The 17,022-nt window shown below is 62.4% G+C and carries 17 protein-coding genes; 10 read left to right on the plus strand and 7 right to left on the minus strand.

Annotated elements, in window-relative coordinates:
• Both LRK71_RS10135 and LRK71_RS10140 read right to left on the minus strand, forming a co-directional pair.
• A complete protein-coding gene (locus LRK71_RS10135; RefSeq protein WP_232403110.1) occupies window positions 1-537 on the minus strand; it encodes a hypothetical protein in 537 nt (178 codons plus the stop codon).
• Window positions 538-541: 4 nt separating this feature from the next.
• Window positions 542-1,546, minus strand: a complete 1,005-nt coding sequence (locus tag LRK71_RS10140; protein WP_232403111.1) for an aspartate carbamoyltransferase catalytic subunit — start codon at window positions 1,544-1,546, stop codon at window positions 542-544.
• A 200-nt stretch (window positions 1,547-1,746) separates the two neighbouring features.
• Between LRK71_RS10140 and LRK71_RS10145 the strand changes: the two genes are divergently transcribed.
• From LRK71_RS10145 to LRK71_RS10160, 4 genes are all read left to right on the plus strand, one after another.
• A complete protein-coding gene (locus LRK71_RS10145) occupies window positions 1,747-2,547 on the plus strand; it encodes a uracil-DNA glycosylase (RefSeq protein ID WP_232403112.1) in 801 nt (266 codons plus the stop codon).
• A 47-nt stretch (window positions 2,548-2,594) separates the two neighbouring features.
• Complete coding sequence (gene moaB, locus LRK71_RS10150) at window positions 2,595-3,137, plus strand: molybdenum cofactor biosynthesis protein B (RefSeq protein ID WP_232403114.1); 543 nt, start codon at window positions 2,595-2,597, stop codon at window positions 3,135-3,137.
• 116 nt (window positions 3,138-3,253) lie between these two features.
• Entirely contained in the window at window positions 3,254-4,726 is a 1,473-nt protein-coding gene (locus tag LRK71_RS10155; protein ID WP_232403115.1) for an efflux RND transporter periplasmic adaptor subunit, read from the plus strand.
• A 3-nt stretch (window positions 4,727-4,729) separates the two neighbouring features.
• Window positions 4,730-8,134 carry an efflux RND transporter permease subunit gene (locus LRK71_RS10160; protein WP_232403117.1) on the plus strand — a complete coding sequence of 1,135 codons (3,405 nt, stop codon included), beginning with the start codon at window positions 4,730-4,732 and terminating at the stop codon, window positions 8,132-8,134.
• A 43-nt stretch (window positions 8,135-8,177) separates the two neighbouring features.
• Here the strand turns inward: LRK71_RS10160 and LRK71_RS10165 are convergent, their stop codons facing one another.
• Window positions 8,178-8,642: an NUDIX domain-containing protein gene (locus tag LRK71_RS10165; protein ID WP_232403119.1), complete on the minus strand. Its 465-nt coding sequence runs from the start codon at window positions 8,640-8,642 to the stop codon at window positions 8,178-8,180.
• A gap of 10 nt (window positions 8,643-8,652) precedes the next feature.
• Window positions 8,653-9,462, minus strand: coding sequence for a protein-disulfide reductase DsbD domain-containing protein (locus LRK71_RS10170; RefSeq protein WP_408635995.1), 810 nt, complete (start codon window positions 9,460-9,462; stop codon window positions 8,653-8,655).
• Between the two features lie 272 nt (window positions 9,463-9,734).
• Here LRK71_RS10170 and LRK71_RS10175 point away from each other — a divergent pair, with 272 nt between their 5' ends.
• Window positions 9,735-10,292: a YqgE/AlgH family protein gene (locus tag LRK71_RS10175; protein ID WP_232403121.1), complete on the plus strand. Its 558-nt coding sequence runs from the start codon at window positions 9,735-9,737 to the stop codon at window positions 10,290-10,292.
• A gap of 20 nt (window positions 10,293-10,312) precedes the next feature.
• On the opposite strand, the gene LRK71_RS10180 is transcribed toward LRK71_RS10175, so the two are convergent.
• A complete protein-coding gene (locus tag LRK71_RS10180; protein WP_232403123.1) occupies window positions 10,313-11,287 on the minus strand; it encodes an L-threonylcarbamoyladenylate synthase in 975 nt (324 codons plus the stop codon).
• A 181-nt stretch (window positions 11,288-11,468) separates the two neighbouring features.
• Here LRK71_RS10180 and LRK71_RS10185 point away from each other — a divergent pair, with 181 nt between their 5' ends.
• From LRK71_RS10185 to LRK71_RS10205, 5 genes are all read left to right on the plus strand, one after another.
• On the plus strand, window positions 11,469-13,172 hold the full coding sequence (locus LRK71_RS10185) for an acyl-CoA dehydrogenase (protein ID WP_232403126.1): 1,704 nt from the start codon (window positions 11,469-11,471) through the stop codon (window positions 13,170-13,172).
• 2 nt (window positions 13,173-13,174) lie between these two features.
• Window positions 13,175-14,221: an MBL fold metallo-hydrolase gene (locus tag LRK71_RS10190; RefSeq protein ID WP_232403127.1), complete on the plus strand. Its 1,047-nt coding sequence runs from the start codon at window positions 13,175-13,177 to the stop codon at window positions 14,219-14,221.
• Window positions 14,222-14,256: 35 nt separating this feature from the next.
• Window positions 14,257-14,757, plus strand: a complete 501-nt coding sequence (locus LRK71_RS10195; protein ID WP_232403129.1) for a DUF6173 family protein — start codon at window positions 14,257-14,259, stop codon at window positions 14,755-14,757.
• Between the two features lie 233 nt (window positions 14,758-14,990).
• The gene (locus tag LRK71_RS10200; RefSeq protein WP_232403131.1) at window positions 14,991-15,125 is read left to right on the plus strand and encodes an aa3-type cytochrome c oxidase subunit IV; all 135 of its coding nucleotides are present in this window, start codon (window positions 14,991-14,993) and stop codon (window positions 15,123-15,125) included.
• A 9-nt stretch (window positions 15,126-15,134) separates the two neighbouring features.
• The gene (locus LRK71_RS10205; RefSeq protein WP_232403133.1) at window positions 15,135-15,791 is read left to right on the plus strand and encodes a hypothetical protein; all 657 of its coding nucleotides are present in this window, start codon (window positions 15,135-15,137) and stop codon (window positions 15,789-15,791) included.
• A gap of 81 nt (window positions 15,792-15,872) precedes the next feature.
• Here LRK71_RS10205 and LRK71_RS10210 read toward each other — a convergent pair whose 3' ends face one another.
• On the minus strand, window positions 15,873-16,205 hold the full coding sequence (locus tag LRK71_RS10210; RefSeq protein ID WP_232403135.1) for an AzlD domain-containing protein: 333 nt from the start codon (window positions 16,203-16,205) through the stop codon (window positions 15,873-15,875).
• On the minus strand, window positions 16,202-16,957 hold the full coding sequence (locus tag LRK71_RS10215) for an AzlC family ABC transporter permease (protein WP_232403137.1): 756 nt from the start codon (window positions 16,955-16,957) through the stop codon (window positions 16,202-16,204). The genes LRK71_RS10210 and LRK71_RS10215 overlap by 4 nt, the downstream gene beginning before the upstream one ends.
• Between the last annotated feature and the right edge of the window lie 65 nt (window positions 16,958-17,022).

The following is a 17,022-nucleotide window of genomic DNA, read 5'->3' on the forward strand; positions in this document are numbered from 1 at the left end:
TCAGAACACCAGAACATAGAGGATCAACGCAATCAGGCCCATCACCACGGCAAAAAAGCTGGCCCCAATGCGCCGGGCCTGATCGCGGGTGGCCCGGGGGGGCGGTTTGGCGGCAGAATAGGGCTTGCTGCTGTCGGGCGCGGGCATGGGGGGGGCGCTCCATTGGGTTTCCGGCTCGCCGTAGCTGGCCACAAGGCGGATTTGATCCGCTGGGGTCAGCCGGGTGGCCGTGCCGCCAAAGGCCCGCGAGCGCAGCAGCAGTACATAGCCGGACAGTGTCCGCAGCGCCGCCAGATCCGGCGCGATCTCGGCCTGCGGCACGCCGCAGCCCTGGGTCAGATAGCCGGGCAGGCCCAGCTCTTCGAGATCAGAGACCGGGAAGATTTCCACATGCGTCAGGTCAATTTCGGCAATCCCCAGCACCTGCGCCAGAGCACCGGGTTCGCGCAAGAATTGTGCCTGTTCGGGGGGCATCTGCAGGTCAAAGACCCGGATCACGCCGCGCTCGGAGGCGGGAATATGGAGTGTAGTTTGCATGGCTTTAGCCAGCGGTGGCGCTGCGCTCGGCGCGCAGGTTCTGGGCCAGAAGATCCATTGCGGCCATGCGTACGGCAACGCCCATTTCCACCTGTTCCTGAATGACCGAGCGGTTGATGTCATCGGCCAGGGTGCCGTCGATTTCAACGCCGCGGTTCATCGGGCCGGGATGCATGACAATGGCATCGGATTTGGCATGCGACAATTTTTCGGCATCCAGCCCGTAGCGGTGGAAATATTCGCGCTCTGAGGGGATGAACCCGCCGTCCATCCGCTCTTTTTGCAGGCGCAGCATCATCACCACATCGACGTCTTTCAGACCTTCGCGCATGTCGTCGTAAATTTCAGCGCCAAATTCGGCGAACTGACTAGGCACCAGGGTTGGCGGGCCAATCAGGCGAATGCGGTTTTCCATCTTGCCAAGCAAGATCAGGTTCGACCGGGCCACGCGGGAATGGGCAACATCGCCGCAGATTGCAATGTTCAGCCGATGCAGCCGCCCCTTGGCGCGGCGGATGGTCAGGGCGTCCAGCAGCGCCTGGGTCGGGTGCTCGTGCTTGCCATCGCCGGCATTCAACACCGCGCAGTTGACCTTTTGCGCCAAGAGATCCACGGCCCCGGAATGCGGGTGGCGCACCACCAACAGATCGGGGTGCATGGCGTTCAGGGTCATGGCAGTATCAATCAGGGTTTCGCCCTTTTTGATCGACGAGGCCTGCATCGCCATGTTCATCACATCAGCGCCCAGACGCTTGCCCGCGATTTCAAAGCTTGCCTGGGTGCGGGTGGAGTTCTCGAAGAACATATTGATCTGGGTCAGGCCGACCAGCGCATTGGCGTGTTTCTCCGGGCGGCGGTTCAGCTCGGCATAGCTGTCAGCCAGATCCAGGATTGCGGTGATCTCATGCGGTTTCAGCGGCTCTATGCCCAGCAGATGCCGATGGCCAAAGACGGGCTGGACCGGCGGCTGGGGGGCTGTGGAGGAGGGCGATGACACAGGAGTAGACATAGGGGGCAGGCTCCGCTCTGTTTGTCGCACCTTATAGGCAGGCTCTGGCCTATGGGCAAGGCGGCTGGCGGCTTTGTGCCCTGCGGGGCAGGGCGGTAAACCGGGGCGTGTCTTCCGCCTGGCTTTGGTTGTGCGGGGCCAGGTGCATAAGGCCAAATTAGGGGTGTTCCGCTTGCCGCCGTGGCAGGGTAGCTTGTGCTATGGAATCGGCATTGGATTATTGGAGCGCAAAAGCGCTGTTGGAATGGCAGGTGGAGCTTGGTGCCACCGAGGCGCTGTGCGAGGCGCCCATCAACCGCTATGAGCTGGCCGCCGCTGCCGCCAAGGCCCCAGTCGCCGGCCGCGCAGGTGAGACGCAAAAGCCCGGCAGCCCGCCGCCGCTGCCGCCCAAGCCCAAACCGGTGGACCCGGTTGTGGTGGCGCGCAGCTGCGCCCAGGCCGCGCCGGACCTGGCGGCGTTGCGCGCGGCGCTGGCGGATTTCCCCCACTGTGATTTGAAGCGCGGCGCCCGCAATCTGGTCTTTGCCGATGGCCAGCCCGGCGCGCGGGTGATGATCATTGCCGAGGCGCCCGATCGAGAGGAAGACCGCGCCGGTCGGCCCTTTGCGGGTCCGGCGGGCGATTTGCTGGATCGGATGCTGGCGGCCATTGATCTGGGACGCGACAAGACGGTCTATCTGGCCAATGTGCTGCCCTGGCGGCCACCGCAGGGGCGGGATCCCTCTGGTGATGAGATAGCGATGATGGTGCCGTTTCTGCAGCGTCATGTAGAATTGGCGCAGCCCGAGATTCTGCTGCTGATGGGCAATACCAGCTGCCAGGCGGTTCTGGGGAAACGCGGCATCTCTCGGCTGCGGGGGCAATGGGGACACGCCTGGGGCAGGATGGTGCTGCCGATGCAGCACCCAACCGCCCTGCTGGGCCAGTCGGCATTGAAATCCAGCGCCTGGGCAGATCTATTGGAGCTGAAGGCGCGTCTGGCCAGTGCAGAACAAGGCTAGCCGCTGCGCATCGCATGACGCGTGTCGCAACACACAAGAGGGCCGAGATGTCACGTATCGATGAAACCCTGGACTTTATTCCGGTCCGCATAGCCGTTCTGACCGTCTCGGACAGTCGCAGCCTGGCCGAGGATCGTTCTGGTCAGGTGCTGGTAGATCGGCTGCAGGCGGCGGGGCATCTGTTGGCGGACCGCAAGATCCTGGCCGATGAACGCAGCGAAATCGCCACCCAGCTGCGCGCCTGGATCGCCGATCCCGATGTTGATGTGGTGATCTCTACCGGCGGCACTGGGCTGACCGGCCGCGATGTCACGGTAGAGGCGCACAGGGATGTCTATGAAAAAGAGATCGAGGCCTTCGGCACTGTCTTTACCATTGTGTCGATGAAAAAGATCGGCACCTCTGCGGTACAGTCGCGCGCCACGGGCGGTGTCGCGGGTGGGACCTACCTGTTTGCGCTGCCGGGCAGCCCCGGTGCCTGCAAGGATGGTTGGGATGAAATTTTGGCGTTTCAGTTGGATTATCGCCACCGGCCCTGCAATTTTGTGGAAATAATGCCCCGTTTGAGCGAAACCCAACGACGGAAATAGCGCGCTGCTGCGTTTGGTCATAGGCACCTCATGTGGCCAGCGATACGGCATGCGCCCGATCAGGTAGAATGAAAACGGTAGCCAGAGCGATCTGCCGCCACCAAGGGGAAATAGGCATGCGCTTTTTGCGGCATAGTTTGATGGGTTTGTTTCTGACGGCGGTGACGGCGGCATTGGTGCTTTATGCCGGGCATATGGTGGTCTCTGCGGTGCAAGAGCGAATGGGTGCCGAGCCGCATACCCCCCCGGCGCGTGAACGGATCTTTGCGGTGAACCTGGTTACGGCAGAGCTGCAAGAGGTCACCCCCGAGCTGACCGCTTTTGGCCGTATCGACAGCCGCCGCCGTCTAGAGCTGCGCAGCGCCCAGGGCGGGCGGGTCATCCAACTGTCAGAACGCTTTGTCGAAGGGGGCCGGGTGCGCGCTGGTGAGGTGCTGATACAGATTGATCCCTCGGATGCGCAGGCGGCACTGGATCAGGCCAAGACCGATCTGCTGGATGCGCGCGCCGAGGAGCGTGATGCGGGGCGTGATCTGATCCTCGCCAATGATGAGCTTGAAGCCACCCAGGACCAGGCGCAGTTGCGTGCCCGCGCCCACCAGCGGCAGCTAGATCTGCAGGACCGCGGCGTCGGCACTACAGCCGCGGTAGAGGCCGCCGAACTGACCGCAGTTCAGGCCCGTCAGACGGTGATTTCGCGTCGCCAGGCCGTCAGCCAGGCTGAGGCGCGCGTTGATCAGGCTGCCACCCGTGTGGCACGCGCCCAGATCGCCCTGGATACTGCCCAACGCGATCTGGCCGACACCACCCTGCGGGCGGGTTTCGATGGTATTTTGCAGGCGGTCACGCTGGTCGAGGGGCGGCTGGTCACGGTGAATGAAAAATTGGCAGAGCTGGTCGATGCGGATCTGCTGGAGGTCTCTTTTCGGGTTTCAACCCTGCAATATGCCCGGCTACTGGACGCCGAGGGGGCGCTGTTGCCAGCCCCGGTGCGCGTCACGCTGGATGCGGCGGGGGCGGGGCTAGAGGCCATGGGCCAGTTGTCACGCGCCAGTGGCGCGGCGGGGGATGGGCAGACCGGGCGTTTGCTCTATGCCAGCCTGGCCAACGCGCCGGGGTTCAAGCCGGGGGATTTTGTAACTGTAAAGGTTAGCGAACCGCCCATCGCCGCGGTGGCGCGGGTGCCCTCTTCGGCGCTGGGGGCGGATGGCACCGTCCTGGTGCTGGGGCCCGAGGATCGGCTGGAAGCGCTGCCGGTTGAATTGCTGCGCCGTCAGGGCGACGATGTGTTGATCCAGGGCGCGGGCCTTGCCGGGCGTCAGGTGGTGGTCGGGCGCACGCCGCTTTTGGGGGCCGGCATTCGGGTGCGGCCCCTGCGCCAGGGGGCGGCGCTTGAAACCAGCCAGGCGCCTCGTCAGGCGCCCGACATGATTGAGCTTTCTGATGAACGCCGCGCCGCGCTGGTCCTGGCGATTGAAGGCAGCGCCCAGCTGCCCGCTGCCGATAAGCAACGGATGCTGGCGGCGCTGGCCAAGGAGCAGGTGCCAAGCGAGCTGGTCAACAGGATCGAATCGCGGATGGGGGGCTGATCCATGCGTGATCTGTCGCGCCCTGCTGGCGGCCTGCTTAGCTATTTCACCCGCCACCGCACTGCGGCCAATCTGTTTCTGGTGGTGCTGTTGCTGCTGGGGGCGGCCGCCATCCCCAATATGCGGGCGCAGTTTTTTCCCGATGTAATTGTTGAAAATGTCACCGTCGGTGTCATCTGGGAGGGGGCCGGTCCAGAGGATGTGGATGGTGCCATCGTGCAGGCGCTGGAACCGGCGCTTCTGGCGGTGGACGGTGTCGAGGAAAGCACCGCGACCTCGCGCGAGGGATCTGCCTCTATCCTCCTGGATTTTGAGCCAGGCTGGGATATGGCGCGGGCGGCGGATGATGTGCAATCGGCAGTGGATGCCATCACCACCCTGCCAGAGGACGCCGAAGACCCCACCGTGCGGCGTGGCGCCTGGCGCGACCGGGTGACAGATGTGGTGATCTCGGGGCCGCTAGCGGCGGGTCAGCTGGGGCTCTTCGCGGATGAACTGGTGGTGCGCCTGTTTGAGGTTGGCGTTACCCGGACAACCATTCGCGGCCTGGCCGCGCCCCGTACCCTGGTCGAGGTGCCCTCGGCCAACCTGATCACCCATGACATCACCATGAGAGAGATTGCCAATGCCATCGCCGCTGAGGTCGACGCTGATCCGGCGGGCGATGTCACAGGCGCCAATACGCGGGTGCGCACTGGCCGCGAAAAACGCAGCCCCGAAGAAATAGAAGGCATCGTGCTGCGCAACAATGCGGATGGATCGGTGCTGACCATCGGCGATTTGGCACAGATCACCCGCGAAGGGGTGGATCGCAAGCGATCCTATTTTGTTGGTGACAATCCCGCGATGTCGATCCGGGTGGACCGCGCCGACATGGGCAATGCCATCGCTATTCAGGCCCAGGTGCAACAGGTGGTGGATGCGCTGCAACGCACTCTGCCGCAGGGGGTCACGGCAGAGCTGATCCGCACCCGCGCAGAACGGATTTCCGACCGGCTGGATATTCTGATCGATAATGGCTTGATGGGGTTGGGGCTGGTGGTGGCTCTGCTGTTCCTGTTCCTGAACAGCCGTATTGCCTTTTGGGTGGCCGCAGGCATCCCGGCGGCGATGTTTGCCGCCGTGGCCCTGATGTATGCCGCGGGCATCACCATCAATATGATCAGCCTGTTTGGCCTGATCATCACCCTTGGGATTGTGGTGGATGATGCCATCGTGGTGGGCGAACACGCCGATTTTCGCGTGCGCCGTCTGGGCGAAAGCCCAATGCAGGCGGCAGAAAACGCCGCCCGACGCATGGCCATGCCGGTCTTTGCTGCGACGCTGACCACCATCATTGCGTTCTTTGGGCTGACCGCGATTGGCGGCCGTTTTGGCGATTTGATCCGCGATATTCCTTTTACGGTGATTGCGGTTCTGGCGGCGTCATTGGCGGAATGCTTTTTGATTCTGCCGCATCATATGGCCCATGCGCTGACCCATGCGCAAAAGCAACATTGGTACGACTGGCCCAACCGGATCGTCAATCGCGGCTTTCGCTGGGCACGCGATCATCTGTTCCGTCGGCTGATGGCCCTGGTGGTCCGCGCGCGCTATGTGGTGCTGGCCGGAGCGGTGACCATTCTGGCCAGCCAGATGGCGCTGTTCATCAGCAACGAGGTGCAGTGGCGGTTTTTTAACGCGCCAGAGCGTGGGTCTGTCACCGGCAACTTTGCCATGGTCGAGGGCGCAACCCGTGCCGACACCTTGGCGATGATGCAGGAAATGCAGCGCGCGGCGGCGGCCACCGGCGCTGCGTTTTCCAGCCGATATGGCGGCGTTGATCCGGTAAGTTTTGTCATTGCAGAGATTGGCGGCAATGCTGGGCGCGGCCTTTCGGGGGTTGAGGCCAAGGATACAGATCTTCTGGGCGGCCTCTCGATCGAACTGATCGACGCGGATCTGCGCCCCGAGTATTCCAGCTTTGCCTATGTAGCGGCGTTGCAGGAAGAGGTGGTGCATCACCCGCTGGTGGAAACGGTCTCCTTCCGTAGCTGGCGGTCAGGGCCGGGGGGCGATGCGCTGGATGTGCAGTTCTACGGCGCCGATGTACAGGTGCTCAAGAGTGCCTCGCAGGATCTGAAGACCGCCCTGTTGCGCTATCCAGAGGTCTCGGCGGTTGAAGACAACCTTGCCTATGACAAGGAAGAGGTGGTGCTGGAGCTGACGCCGCAGGGGCAGGCGCTGAACTTTACCATCGACAGCCTGGGCCGGGCGCTGCGGGCGCGGTTGAACGGGATCGAGGCGGCGACCTATCCGGAAGGGCCGCGCAGCGCTGAAATCCGGGTCGAATTGCCCCGCGATGAGCTGTCGGCGGATTTTCTGGAACGCAGCCTGATGCGCACCCCTAGTGGCATCTATGTGCCGCTGGCCGATATCGTCTCGGTGACGCAGCGCACCGGGTTTTCCACCGTGCGGCGGGAAAACGGCATTCGGGTGATCAGTGTAACCGGCGATATTTCCGAAGACGACCCGACCCGCGCCGCCGAGATCACCAAGGCGCTGGAGGAAGAAATCCTGCCAGATATCGCCAGCCGCCGACAGGTGGAATGGCGGCTCAGCGGGCTGAGCGAGCAGGAAAGCAATTTTCTCAGCGATGCCCGCACCGGGCTGGTTCTGTGCCTGGCGGGGATCTATCTGGTGCTGGCCTGGATCTTTGCCAGCTGGACCCGACCGCTGGTGGTGATGGCAATCATCCCGTTTGGTCTTGTGGGCACCATCTGGGGCCACTACGTCTGGGATGTGCCGCTAAGCATGTTCACCGTGATTGGCCTGCTGGGCATGACCGGGATTATCATCAATGATTCCATCGTTCTGGTCACCACGATCGACGAATACGCCGAAACCCGCGGCTTGGTGCCGTCGATCGTTGACGGGGCGGCGGACCGCTTGCGGCCGGTGATGCTGACGACCTTGACAACGGTGCTAGGGCTGGCGCCTTTGATGTATGAAAGCTCGCAGCAGGCACAGTTCCTGAAGCCAACGGTGATCACCCTGGTCTATGGCTTGGGCTTTGGCATGTTTCTGGTTCTGTTGGTGGTGCCGGCTCTGGTGGCAATCCAGCAGGATGCGGTGCGCCCCCTGACGGCGTTGCGCCGGGCGCTGCATGGCGGCAAGCAGGCGGGGTTGCACTGGTTGGTGCTTGCTGTTGGCTTTGTTCAGGTGGGCTGGCTGGCGGCGACGCTGGGCTGGACCATGGCCCGGGGAACAATACTGCCGCTTCTGCGGGATCTGTTGCCGGGGCTGGCGGCCTTTGATCCGCTGCGGGCTGCGCTGTTGCTGGCCCTTGGCGGCATCGCAGTGCTGACATTGCTGGCCTATCTGATTGCGGCGCTGGGCTATGGGCTGCGCCTGCGTCGCCAAGCCTAGGCGCTGCGGGCCAGGCAAGACGCCCCCAAGGCCGGGGGTGGGGTCAAAGAGACCTGGCGCGGGCCAGACGGGCAACTGCGGCGACCTGTTCGATCAGCGCTAGGCCTTGTTGTTCGATACTGTCAACTGCGAGCCAGCGGGCGTCGAGCGCATCATCCGCGGCCTGCGCCGTGCCGCCTTCATAGGCGCAGAGCACCGCTGTCAGAAGATATTGCTTTTGCACCTGCCCCTGCGCATCGCGCAGCATGACATCAATATTGGTGAGATATTCCAGCGGACGGGCATGGATGCCGGTTTCCTCGGCGAGTTCGCGCCGGGCAGCCGCGAGCGCAGTTTCGCCCAGTTCTACATGGCCACCGGGAAAGCCCCAGGCACCTGCATTGGGCGGGTTCTTACGCTGGATTAGCAACACCTGACCCTGATGGTAGACCACCGCAATGGCACCCAGAATCGGTATTTGCGGCGCGACGGGCAGCGCAAGCGGAGGGGGAGCGCCTGCCTGGGTCATCCTGTCTTGGTCATCCTGCGGTGCAGCCTGTAATATCTACAGCATGTTTGGACCCTAAAACAGTGATGCGCAGGCGCGAGCGATCCACTGCAGGCAGGGTGCCGGTCTTTGCCGCCATCAGTTCTGCCGTGGCGATCAGGGTATTGCCGCTGCGCCGGGTCTGGGTGCCCCCGGAATAGAGATGCGCAGAGCCGGGTTCGATCACCGCAATTTCTGTCCCGCCAGCGCTGGGCATGGTAATTCGGGCCTCAACCTTGATCCCGTATTTGGAGGGCTTTAGCTGGCAGGTCGTTGCCACAACCCCGGCTTCGCTGGCGGAATAGGGGCGACTGGCAAGCGCGGCAACAATGGCGGTATTGCGCCCGGCCTTGGCATCCAGCTGGTGATCAAAGCTGAGTTCGGAGGGCACGCAGACATCCTTGCAGATCCCTAATTCCATCCGCCCTTTCAGGCGTACGGGGCGGCCTGCGCGTTCTGGGGTGATTTCAATTGGTAGCACCAGCTGGTCGTGATAGCCGATGGTCTGGTAGCCAGAGGTTGAAAACACCTGCGGTGCGGGCCAGGTCATCGACATTTCGCCGACGTTGCGCGAACCACGCCAGGTAAAGCGCGGCGGGATACCGGCCTCGCCGGGGCTGCGCCAATAGGTTTTCCAGCCCTCGCGCAGGGTAAGCCGCAGGGCGCCGGTATAGCGGCCATCCGCTGTAAGCCCACCATCCAGCACCTCTATCTGTACCAGATCCGAGGTGTTGCTCGCCAGCGCGCTTTGGGCCGTCGCGGGTTGCAGGGGCAGACCCGCCCCAAGCAAAAGCGCCACCAAGGCAAGGGGGGCGGCCAGAGGCCACGCCCAAGAACGGCGGTATGGTTGATCAGGGTCGACTAGATCAGGCGGGGACGATGGCTTTGGGCGATGCGGTTTTGTCATGCGGTATAGATGGGCCTTTGGCGATCAAAAGCCAAGTCACGATCCGGTCATTCATAGGTGACGGCAGGCGCAGGCGGGCGGGTAGAAATCGCGCTGCCCCTTGCACCCGGCGCGCCCGGGCGGCATGCTGGTGTGGCGCTATTTTGGAATATGAGAAAGGGCGGAGCATGAATCTTACCGGGAAACTCTTGATTGCAATGCCGGGCATTGGTGATCCACGGTTTGAACATTCGGTGATCTTCCTGTGTTCCCATAGTGATGAGGGTGCCATGGGGCTGATCATCAACAAGGTGGCCCCTGATGTTCAACTGAAAAATCTGCTGGCCCAATTGGAAATCCCGGTTACCGATGCGGCACAGGGTGCCCAGGCGATCCGGTTTGGCGGCCCGGTAGAGACACAGCGTGGCTTTGTGCTGCACTCGCAGGAGTATGAGTCGCGGATAAAATCGCTGCGGGTGCCGCCCAGATACGGGATGACGGCGACGCTGGACGTGCTGGAAGATATTGCCCAGGGCAACGGGCCAGAACAACTGTTGATCATGCTGGGCTATGCCGGCTGGGGTCCGGGGCAGCTGGAGGCCGAGATCATCGCCAATGGCTGGCTGACCACCGAGAGCACGGATGCGCTGATTTTTGACACCGAAGATGGAGAAAAATGGGGCGCGGCGCTGGGGTCTCTGGGGATAGATCCCCTGTCGCTCTCGGCCAGTGCGGGCACCGCCTGAGAGGAGCCAGCGTCAGGCCATCAGTCACGCGGCGCGGCGGCGCGGCGCAACCGGTCATTGATCGCCGCGCCCAGCCCGGTTTCCGGAATCGGGGCCACGGCGATGGGCTGCCCCAGGGTATCCAGCTGATGCAGGTGACCAAAGAGATTGGCGGCGGCCTCGACCAGATCACCCGTTGGCGAGAGCGACAGATCGCAGGCGCGGGCGCCGCTGTAGTGGCCAAATCCAAGGTAGCATTCGCCCGCGCGGGGGGCTGAGGCGTTCAGCCGCACCCGCTCTTGTGGCGCGTAGTGTGACAACAACTGCCCGGGCGCTGTCAGGGGATCGTGCAGGTCACGTGTGGCCAGGGGCTGGCCCAGAGCGGCCTCGATATCCTCGGCGGCCAGACCACCCGGGCGCAGCAGAACGGGCGTGTCACCGGCCAGGCCCAGGATGGTCGATTCCAGCCCAACGCCGCAGGCTCCGTCCGCGACCACGGCGGCGATCCGCCCGGAGAGACCGGCCATGACGTGATCGGCAGTGGTGGGGCTGATGCGTCCCGAAGGATTGGCCGAAGGTGCGGCCAGCGGACCGTCCAGTTCTGACAGTAGCCTCTGTGCGGTCGGGTGGGCCGGAACACGTACCGCCAGTGTATCAAGCCCTGCAGTAACCAGATCGGAGATCCCATGATCCGGCGCCAGCGGCAGCACCAGGGTCAGCGGTCCCGGCCAGAAGGCGCGGGCGAGGGTTTCCGCCCAGGCGTTCCAGATGACGTAACGTTTTGCGGCCTCGGCCGAGGCCACATGGGCAATCAGCGGATTGAAACTGGGGCGTCCCTTGGCGGCATAAATCGCCGCAACCGCGTTGCCCTGGCGGGCGTCTGCCCCTAGCCCATAGACTGTTTCTGTTGGGAAAGAGACCAGTTCACCAGCGCGCAACAGATCTGCAGCATGGGTTATGCCAACCGCTGTCGCAGGCAGGATTTCGGTTGCTTTTGGGGCAGTGTTTTCTGGCATTTTTGGTGACGCGGCGTTTTGGTTGATTGCAAAGGGGCTGCAGTTAGGTAATCGAGCAGCTAAACAGACATACCGGGCGGCTGTGGCAATGCCAAGCCTTGCGCCCGGTATTCCCCGTGAACGGCCATTTTGGTCGATAAATTCAGGCCGACGAGAGTTTCAGGCCGACAAGAGGACGCCCATGACCTTCCGTGCCCCCGTATCCGAGTATGAATTCCTGCTGAACACCGTGATCGGTTTTGACCAGATCGCCCAGACTGAGCGGTTCAGCGAGGCCAGCGCAGATTTGGTTTCGGCCATCCTTGGCGAGGCGGGCAAGCTGTGCGACGAGGCGATGGCGCCGTTGCAACGCGGGGGCGACCTACAGCCAGCAGTGTTGAAAGATAACGTGGTGCAGACATCTCCGGGGTTTGGCGTGGGGTTTCGCGCCATCGCCGAGGGCGGTTGGATCGGCATGAGCGCAGCCCCCGAACATGGCGGCATGGGGCTACCGATGACCCTGACTAGCGCGGTGAACGAGATGATGAGCGGCGCCTGCCTGTCGCTGCAACTGGCCCCCTTGATGAGCCAGGGCCAAATCGAAGCGCTGGAACATCACGCCAGCGATGATTTGAAGGCGCTTTACCTGCCAAAGCTGATTTCCGGCGAATGGACCGGCACCATGAACCTGACGGAACCGCAGGCGGGATCCGATGTGGGGGCGCTCAGCTCCAAGGCGGAACCAAATGGCGATGGCTCTTATGCGGTGACGGGCCAGAAGATCTTTATCTCCTGGGGGGATAATGACTTTGCAGAAAACGTCTGCCACCTGGTGTTGGCGCGGCTGCCCGATGGCGCGCCGGGGACCAAGGGGATTTCGCTGTTCCTGGTGCCAAAATTCCTGCCAGAAGCAGATGGCTCTTTGGGGGCGGCCAATACGCTGGGCGTGGTCAGCCTGGAACACAAGATGGGCCTGCACGGCAGCCCGACCTGCGTAATGCAGTTTGACGGTGCCAGGGGCTGGCTGGTGGGGCCGGAACATGGCGGCATGGCGGCGATGTTCACCATGATGAACAATGCGCGCCTTGGCGTTGGGGGGCAGGGGGCTGGCATCGCCGAGGCCGCCACGCAGCAGGCGCTGGAATACGCGCTGGAACGTAAACAGGGCAAATCTGCCTCGGGGGTGATTGCGGATCACGCCGATGTGCGCCGGATGCTGATGGAGATGAAGGCCGATACCTATGCCGCCCGCGCCATCCTGCTGGCCTGCGCCCACGCCACCGACATGCACAGCGCCACCGGGGGCGCCGATTGGAAGGCGCGGGCCGCCTTCCTTACCCCGATTGCCAAGGCCTTTGGCACCGATACCGGCATTCGCGTTGCAGATATGGGTGTTCAGGTGCATGGCGGCATGGGCTTTATTGAAGAAACCGGTGCGGCGCAGTTCCTGCGGGATGTGCGGGTGACCTCGATCTATGAGGGCACCAATGGCATCCAGGCAATGGATCTGGTGGCGCGCAAGATGATGGATGGCGGCGATATGGCCTGCCGGATCATCGACGAGATCGAGGCCCAGGCCGAAGGGGCCCGCGCCACCCATCCCAATATGGGCGAAGCGCTATGGCAGGCCTGCGAATCCCTGCGTGAAACCACCGAATGGCTGGTGGAACAAAGTGACCTGCAGGATCGCTTTGCCGGTGCGGTGCCCTATCTGCGGGCCTTTGCGCGGGTGCTGGGCGGGCATTACCACCTTGCAGCGGCGATTGCCGACAAGGGCGGCCCACGGGAAAAACTGGCCCGCTTCTACATCAAGCGGATGCTGCCAGAGCATCTGGGCCTGCTGACCCATGTGCAGGAAGGCGCCGCTGGCACCATGGCGCTCTCTCTTGAAGAATTGGCAGGTTGATCATGGCAAGTGTTCCCGAAGTTGGCCCGCGTACGCCCTGGACAGAACCACCCGCCTTAGGCGAGGTGATCGAAGTTGCTGAAGGCGTGCTGTGGCTGCGCCAACCGCTGCCGATGAAGCTGGACCATGTGAATATCTATGCCTTGGATGAGGGCGACAGCTGGACGGTAATAGACACCGGGTTCAACACCCGTAAAAGCCGCGAGATCTGGGAGACCTTGATGGCAGGCCCCTTGAAGGGCAAGCCGATCAGCCGGGTGGTGGGCACCCATCACCATCCCGATCACATCGGACTTGCAGGCTGGTTCCAGTCGGAACATGGGGCCGAGTTGGTCACCAGCCGCACCGCCTGGCTGTTTGCCCGGATGCTGACGCTGGATGTGCAGGAAACCTGGCCCGAAGAAACCCTGGCTTATTATCGCAGCGCTGGCATGGCGTCTGAAATCTACGACAAACGGGTGGCCGACCGGCCCTTTAACTTTGCCGATATGGTCTATCCACTGCCGCTGGGCTTTACCCGGGTGCAGCAGGGCGATGTCTTTCGCATGGGCGGGCGTGACTGGGATGTGCACATGGGCAATGGCCATGCACCGGAACATGTCACCTTCTGGAGCCGTGATGACAATCTGGTGATCAGTGGCGATCAGATTCTGTCCTCTATCAGCCCCAATATCGGGGTCTATGCCACCGAACCGATGGCAGATCCTTTGGGTGAATGGCTGGAGGCCTGCGAACGTCTGGCGCTGCTGGCACGCCCCGATCATCTGGCGCTGGGCGGGCACAAGCTGCCCTTTACCCGACTGCCGCTGCGGATGCGACAGTTGATCGACAACCATCACGGCGGGCTGGATCGTCTGGTCGATTACCTGGACAGCCCCAAGACAGCAGCCGATTGTTTTGCACCGCTGTTCAAGCGCAAGATTGGCGAGGGCGAGTATGGGCTTGCACTGGTCGAGGCAGTGGCCCATGTCAATCACCTGTATCACACCGGGCGCGTCAGCCGTGTTAAACGGGCCGATGGTGCCTGGCTGTACCAGAGCAAGGAATAAATCGGGGGCAACCCCGGAAAGGGGAGTAACGCGCCATGGACAACAAGATTTCAACCAGTGCTGAGGCGGTCGAGGCGGCGGTGCTGCCCTGCGTGCATGAGGTCCATACCGACCCAGAGGCCTGCCAGGGATTGGGCGCGGTGCCAGAAAAGCTGCAGCAAAAAGACGCCGCCAAAAGCGAGGCCCGCTGGGCCTATGAGCGGCTGATCCTTTATATCCAGAACTTTGAGAAACAGCTGGATGCTGAGCATGAGGTTGCCATGGGCTTTGTCGGTGGCGACGCCGGGGTGCTGCGGATTGAGGGCATGGGCTATTATGACCCTGATATCATCACCTTTTATGGCAGCGATGGTAGCGGTGCCAAGACCCAGCTGGTGCAGCATGTCAGCCAGATGAATGTGATGCTGCGGGCGTTGCCAAAACCGCGCAAGGAAGTGCCGGCCAACCGCATCGGCTTTCGTCTGGCCAGCGATCTGGGCGCAGAACCTGCCGCAGCAGAGCTGCCCGAGGCTATCGATCCGGCAGCACCTGTCTGATCGAAACACCGCCGTCCTTTGGTGTTGCCTGCGGTGTCGCCAAGGGGACGATTCGAAGGGCGGCGGCCTGAATGGGGCTGCCCCAAAAGGTGGCTGGCGGTCCTGGCGGTCAAAAGCCGCGCTCTGCAGGCCGCAGGCCAAGGTTTTCACGCCCCTGCGCGCCAATGACGTGGTGACAGGCGATTTGAAATCCAGTATCCAGCAGAAAACATAGACGAATAGGAAGATCTGTCATGGCTGAACACAAACACGGCACCATGGACTGCAAAGTACAAGAGCAGACCTACCAAGGCTTCATCACATTCACCACGCGCTTTGGCATCTTTCTGGTGCTGCTGACGCTGTTCCTTGCTGTCTTTGCAACCTGATTATTGCAGATGACATCAGCTTCTGTGCTGTGGCACCAGGCACCACCGGGCCGTGTCGCGCTGCGGGCGGCTCTTTTGGCGGGCTGCGTTGCCCTTGCGGGCTGTGCGGCGCAAAAGAAACCCAATGCCGATGCGGCAACCCTGGCGGCGGCGACCCATGTGCATAACGGCCCGCCGGCGCTGACGCTGTTCACCATGGTGAACAACCGCACCGGGGCTGGGGGACATACATCATTGATGATCAATGCCTCCGAGCGGGTGATCTTTGATCCCGCCGGTTCCTTCTATGCGGATGTGGTGCCGGAACGAAACGATGTGCTTTATGGTATCACGCCATCTGTGGTGCTGGCCTATCGCGGTGCCCATGCGCGCAGTACCCACCATGTGGTGATGCAACGGCTGGAAGTCACACCTGCCCAGGCGCAGCGGGCCTATGAACTGGCGGTCAGCAATGGCCGGGTGCCGGGGGCCTATTGCGCCAATTCCACCGCCTCCATTCTGCGCCAGCTGCCCGGGTTTGAAGACATGAAGGTGACCTTCTATCCGGTGAAACTGTCTGAGCAGTTTGGTGCCAGGCCCGGTGTCGTCACGACAAAATACTACGAAGATGACGATCCAGACCTGCAAAAGGCCCTGGCCGAAGGTAACGTGACCCTGAGCCAGTGATCTGCATCACTGACCCCTAGACCATCGCGAAGATCGATAGCGGCTGAACGGTACTCCGTTCAGCCGTTTTTCTTGGCCGTCCTAGGCAGCTAGGTAGAACAACAGCAAAAACCCACTGACTCCGCTAAGCAGGGCCCAGAGCACATTGCGGGTCAGATAACCGACCACAAAGGTCAGCGCTGCCACCGCCAGATGCGGCAGGCTGGGCGCGCCGCCGGTGGTTGAGGGCCAGACCACAAGTGGTGCTACAAGGGCAGGAATGATCGCCACCGCCGTATAGCGTAGATGCCGCATCAGCCAGTCCGGCATGGGCCGCCCGCCCATGAAGCCGATAAAGGCAAAGCGCAGGCCAAAGCTGCCAAGGGCCAGCCCGATGATGACAAACCACAGCTCGCCCGGGGTGAATCCATTCATGACGGGGTCTCCTGTTTGTTGGCCTGTTGGGTGCCAGCCTGGACTGCCAGCCTGCGCTCAAACCACAGCTCGGCCTGGGCACCAGCCATCATGCCTGCCAGCCCGGCGACAATGAGCCCCAGATTATAAGGCATCAAGATGGCCGGCAGCGAGACCACGATGGCGGTAAAGCAGGCCACAAGATGCGCCGGGGTGCGCAGCATCGGTCCAATCATCGCCAGAAAGGCCAGTGGGAGGACAAAATCCAATCCCCAGCTTGCGGGGATCTGGGCACCCACCAGCGCCCCGGTCAGGGTGGCAATCATCCAGCCCGGTGCCACCAACCCATTGGTGCCAAAGAAATAGGCCATGCGCTGGGGCACGGTCATCTCAGGTTCGGTTTCGAATTTCACCACCGAGAGCGCATAGGACTGATCCACCACCAGATAGGCGGCGCAGGCCCGCTGCCACAGAGGCGCATCCCCCAGATAAGGCGTGAGTGAGGCGGAATACATCGCCACCCGCAGGTTGACTGCTAGCGCCGAGATCAGCACGATCATTATCGGCGTATTCTCTTGCAGCAGTTGCAGCGCGGTGAACTGGGCAGATCCGGCAAAAACCGCCAGCGAAAAGGCCAGGGCGTCAGCGACATTTAGTCCCGCCTCACCTGCCAGAACCCCAAACAACAGGCCAAAAGGGCCCGAGACCAGAAGAAAGGGCGCGCTGTCCCGCATGCCTTTCCAAAAAGCCGATTTCGTGGTGGTGAAAGCCATGCGCCCGTCCTAAGTTCAATGTGAACTTGGTAGGCAGCTTTGCGAGGCTCTGCAATTGGGAAATA

This window comes from Pseudophaeobacter flagellatus (assembly GCF_021228235.1).
Classification (GTDB): Bacteria; Pseudomonadota; Alphaproteobacteria; order Rhodobacterales; family Rhodobacteraceae; genus Pseudophaeobacter; species Pseudophaeobacter flagellatus.

Excerpts from the sequence above, each read along its gene's own strand:
- LRK71_RS10135 (WP_232403110.1), bottom strand. The coding sequence starts at position 537 with ATGCAAACTACACTCCATATTCCCGCCTCCGAGCGCGGCGTGATCCGG.
- LRK71_RS10140 (WP_232403111.1), bottom strand. The coding sequence starts at position 1,546 with ATGTCTACTCCTGTGTCATCGCCCTCCTCCACAGCCCCCCAGCCGCCG.
- LRK71_RS10145 (WP_232403112.1), top strand. The coding sequence starts at position 1,747 with ATGGAATCGGCATTGGATTATTGGAGCGCAAAAGCGCTGTTGGAATGG.
- moaB (WP_232403114.1), top strand. The coding sequence starts at position 2,595 with ATGTCACGTATCGATGAAACCCTGGACTTTATTCCGGTCCGCATAGCC.
- LRK71_RS10155 (WP_232403115.1), top strand. The coding sequence starts at position 3,254 with ATGCGCTTTTTGCGGCATAGTTTGATGGGTTTGTTTCTGACGGCGGTG.
- LRK71_RS10160 (WP_232403117.1), top strand. The coding sequence starts at position 4,730 with ATGCGTGATCTGTCGCGCCCTGCTGGCGGCCTGCTTAGCTATTTCACC.
- LRK71_RS10165 (WP_232403119.1), bottom strand. The coding sequence starts at position 8,642 with ATGACCCAGGCAGGCGCTCCCCCTCCGCTTGCGCTGCCCGTCGCGCCG.
- LRK71_RS10175 (WP_232403121.1), top strand. The coding sequence starts at position 9,735 with ATGAATCTTACCGGGAAACTCTTGATTGCAATGCCGGGCATTGGTGAT.
- LRK71_RS10180 (WP_232403123.1), bottom strand. The coding sequence starts at position 11,287 with ATGCCAGAAAACACTGCCCCAAAAGCAACCGAAATCCTGCCTGCGACA.
- LRK71_RS10185 (WP_232403126.1), top strand. The coding sequence starts at position 11,469 with ATGACCTTCCGTGCCCCCGTATCCGAGTATGAATTCCTGCTGAACACC.
- LRK71_RS10190 (WP_232403127.1), top strand. The coding sequence starts at position 13,175 with ATGGCAAGTGTTCCCGAAGTTGGCCCGCGTACGCCCTGGACAGAACCA.
- LRK71_RS10195 (WP_232403129.1), top strand. The coding sequence starts at position 14,257 with ATGGACAACAAGATTTCAACCAGTGCTGAGGCGGTCGAGGCGGCGGTG.
- LRK71_RS10200 (WP_232403131.1), top strand. The coding sequence starts at position 14,991 with ATGGCTGAACACAAACACGGCACCATGGACTGCAAAGTACAAGAGCAG.
- LRK71_RS10205 (WP_232403133.1), top strand. The coding sequence starts at position 15,135 with ATGACATCAGCTTCTGTGCTGTGGCACCAGGCACCACCGGGCCGTGTC.
- LRK71_RS10210 (WP_232403135.1), bottom strand. The coding sequence starts at position 16,205 with ATGAATGGATTCACCCCGGGCGAGCTGTGGTTTGTCATCATCGGGCTG.
- LRK71_RS10215 (WP_232403137.1), bottom strand. The coding sequence starts at position 16,957 with ATGGCTTTCACCACCACGAAATCGGCTTTTTGGAAAGGCATGCGGGAC.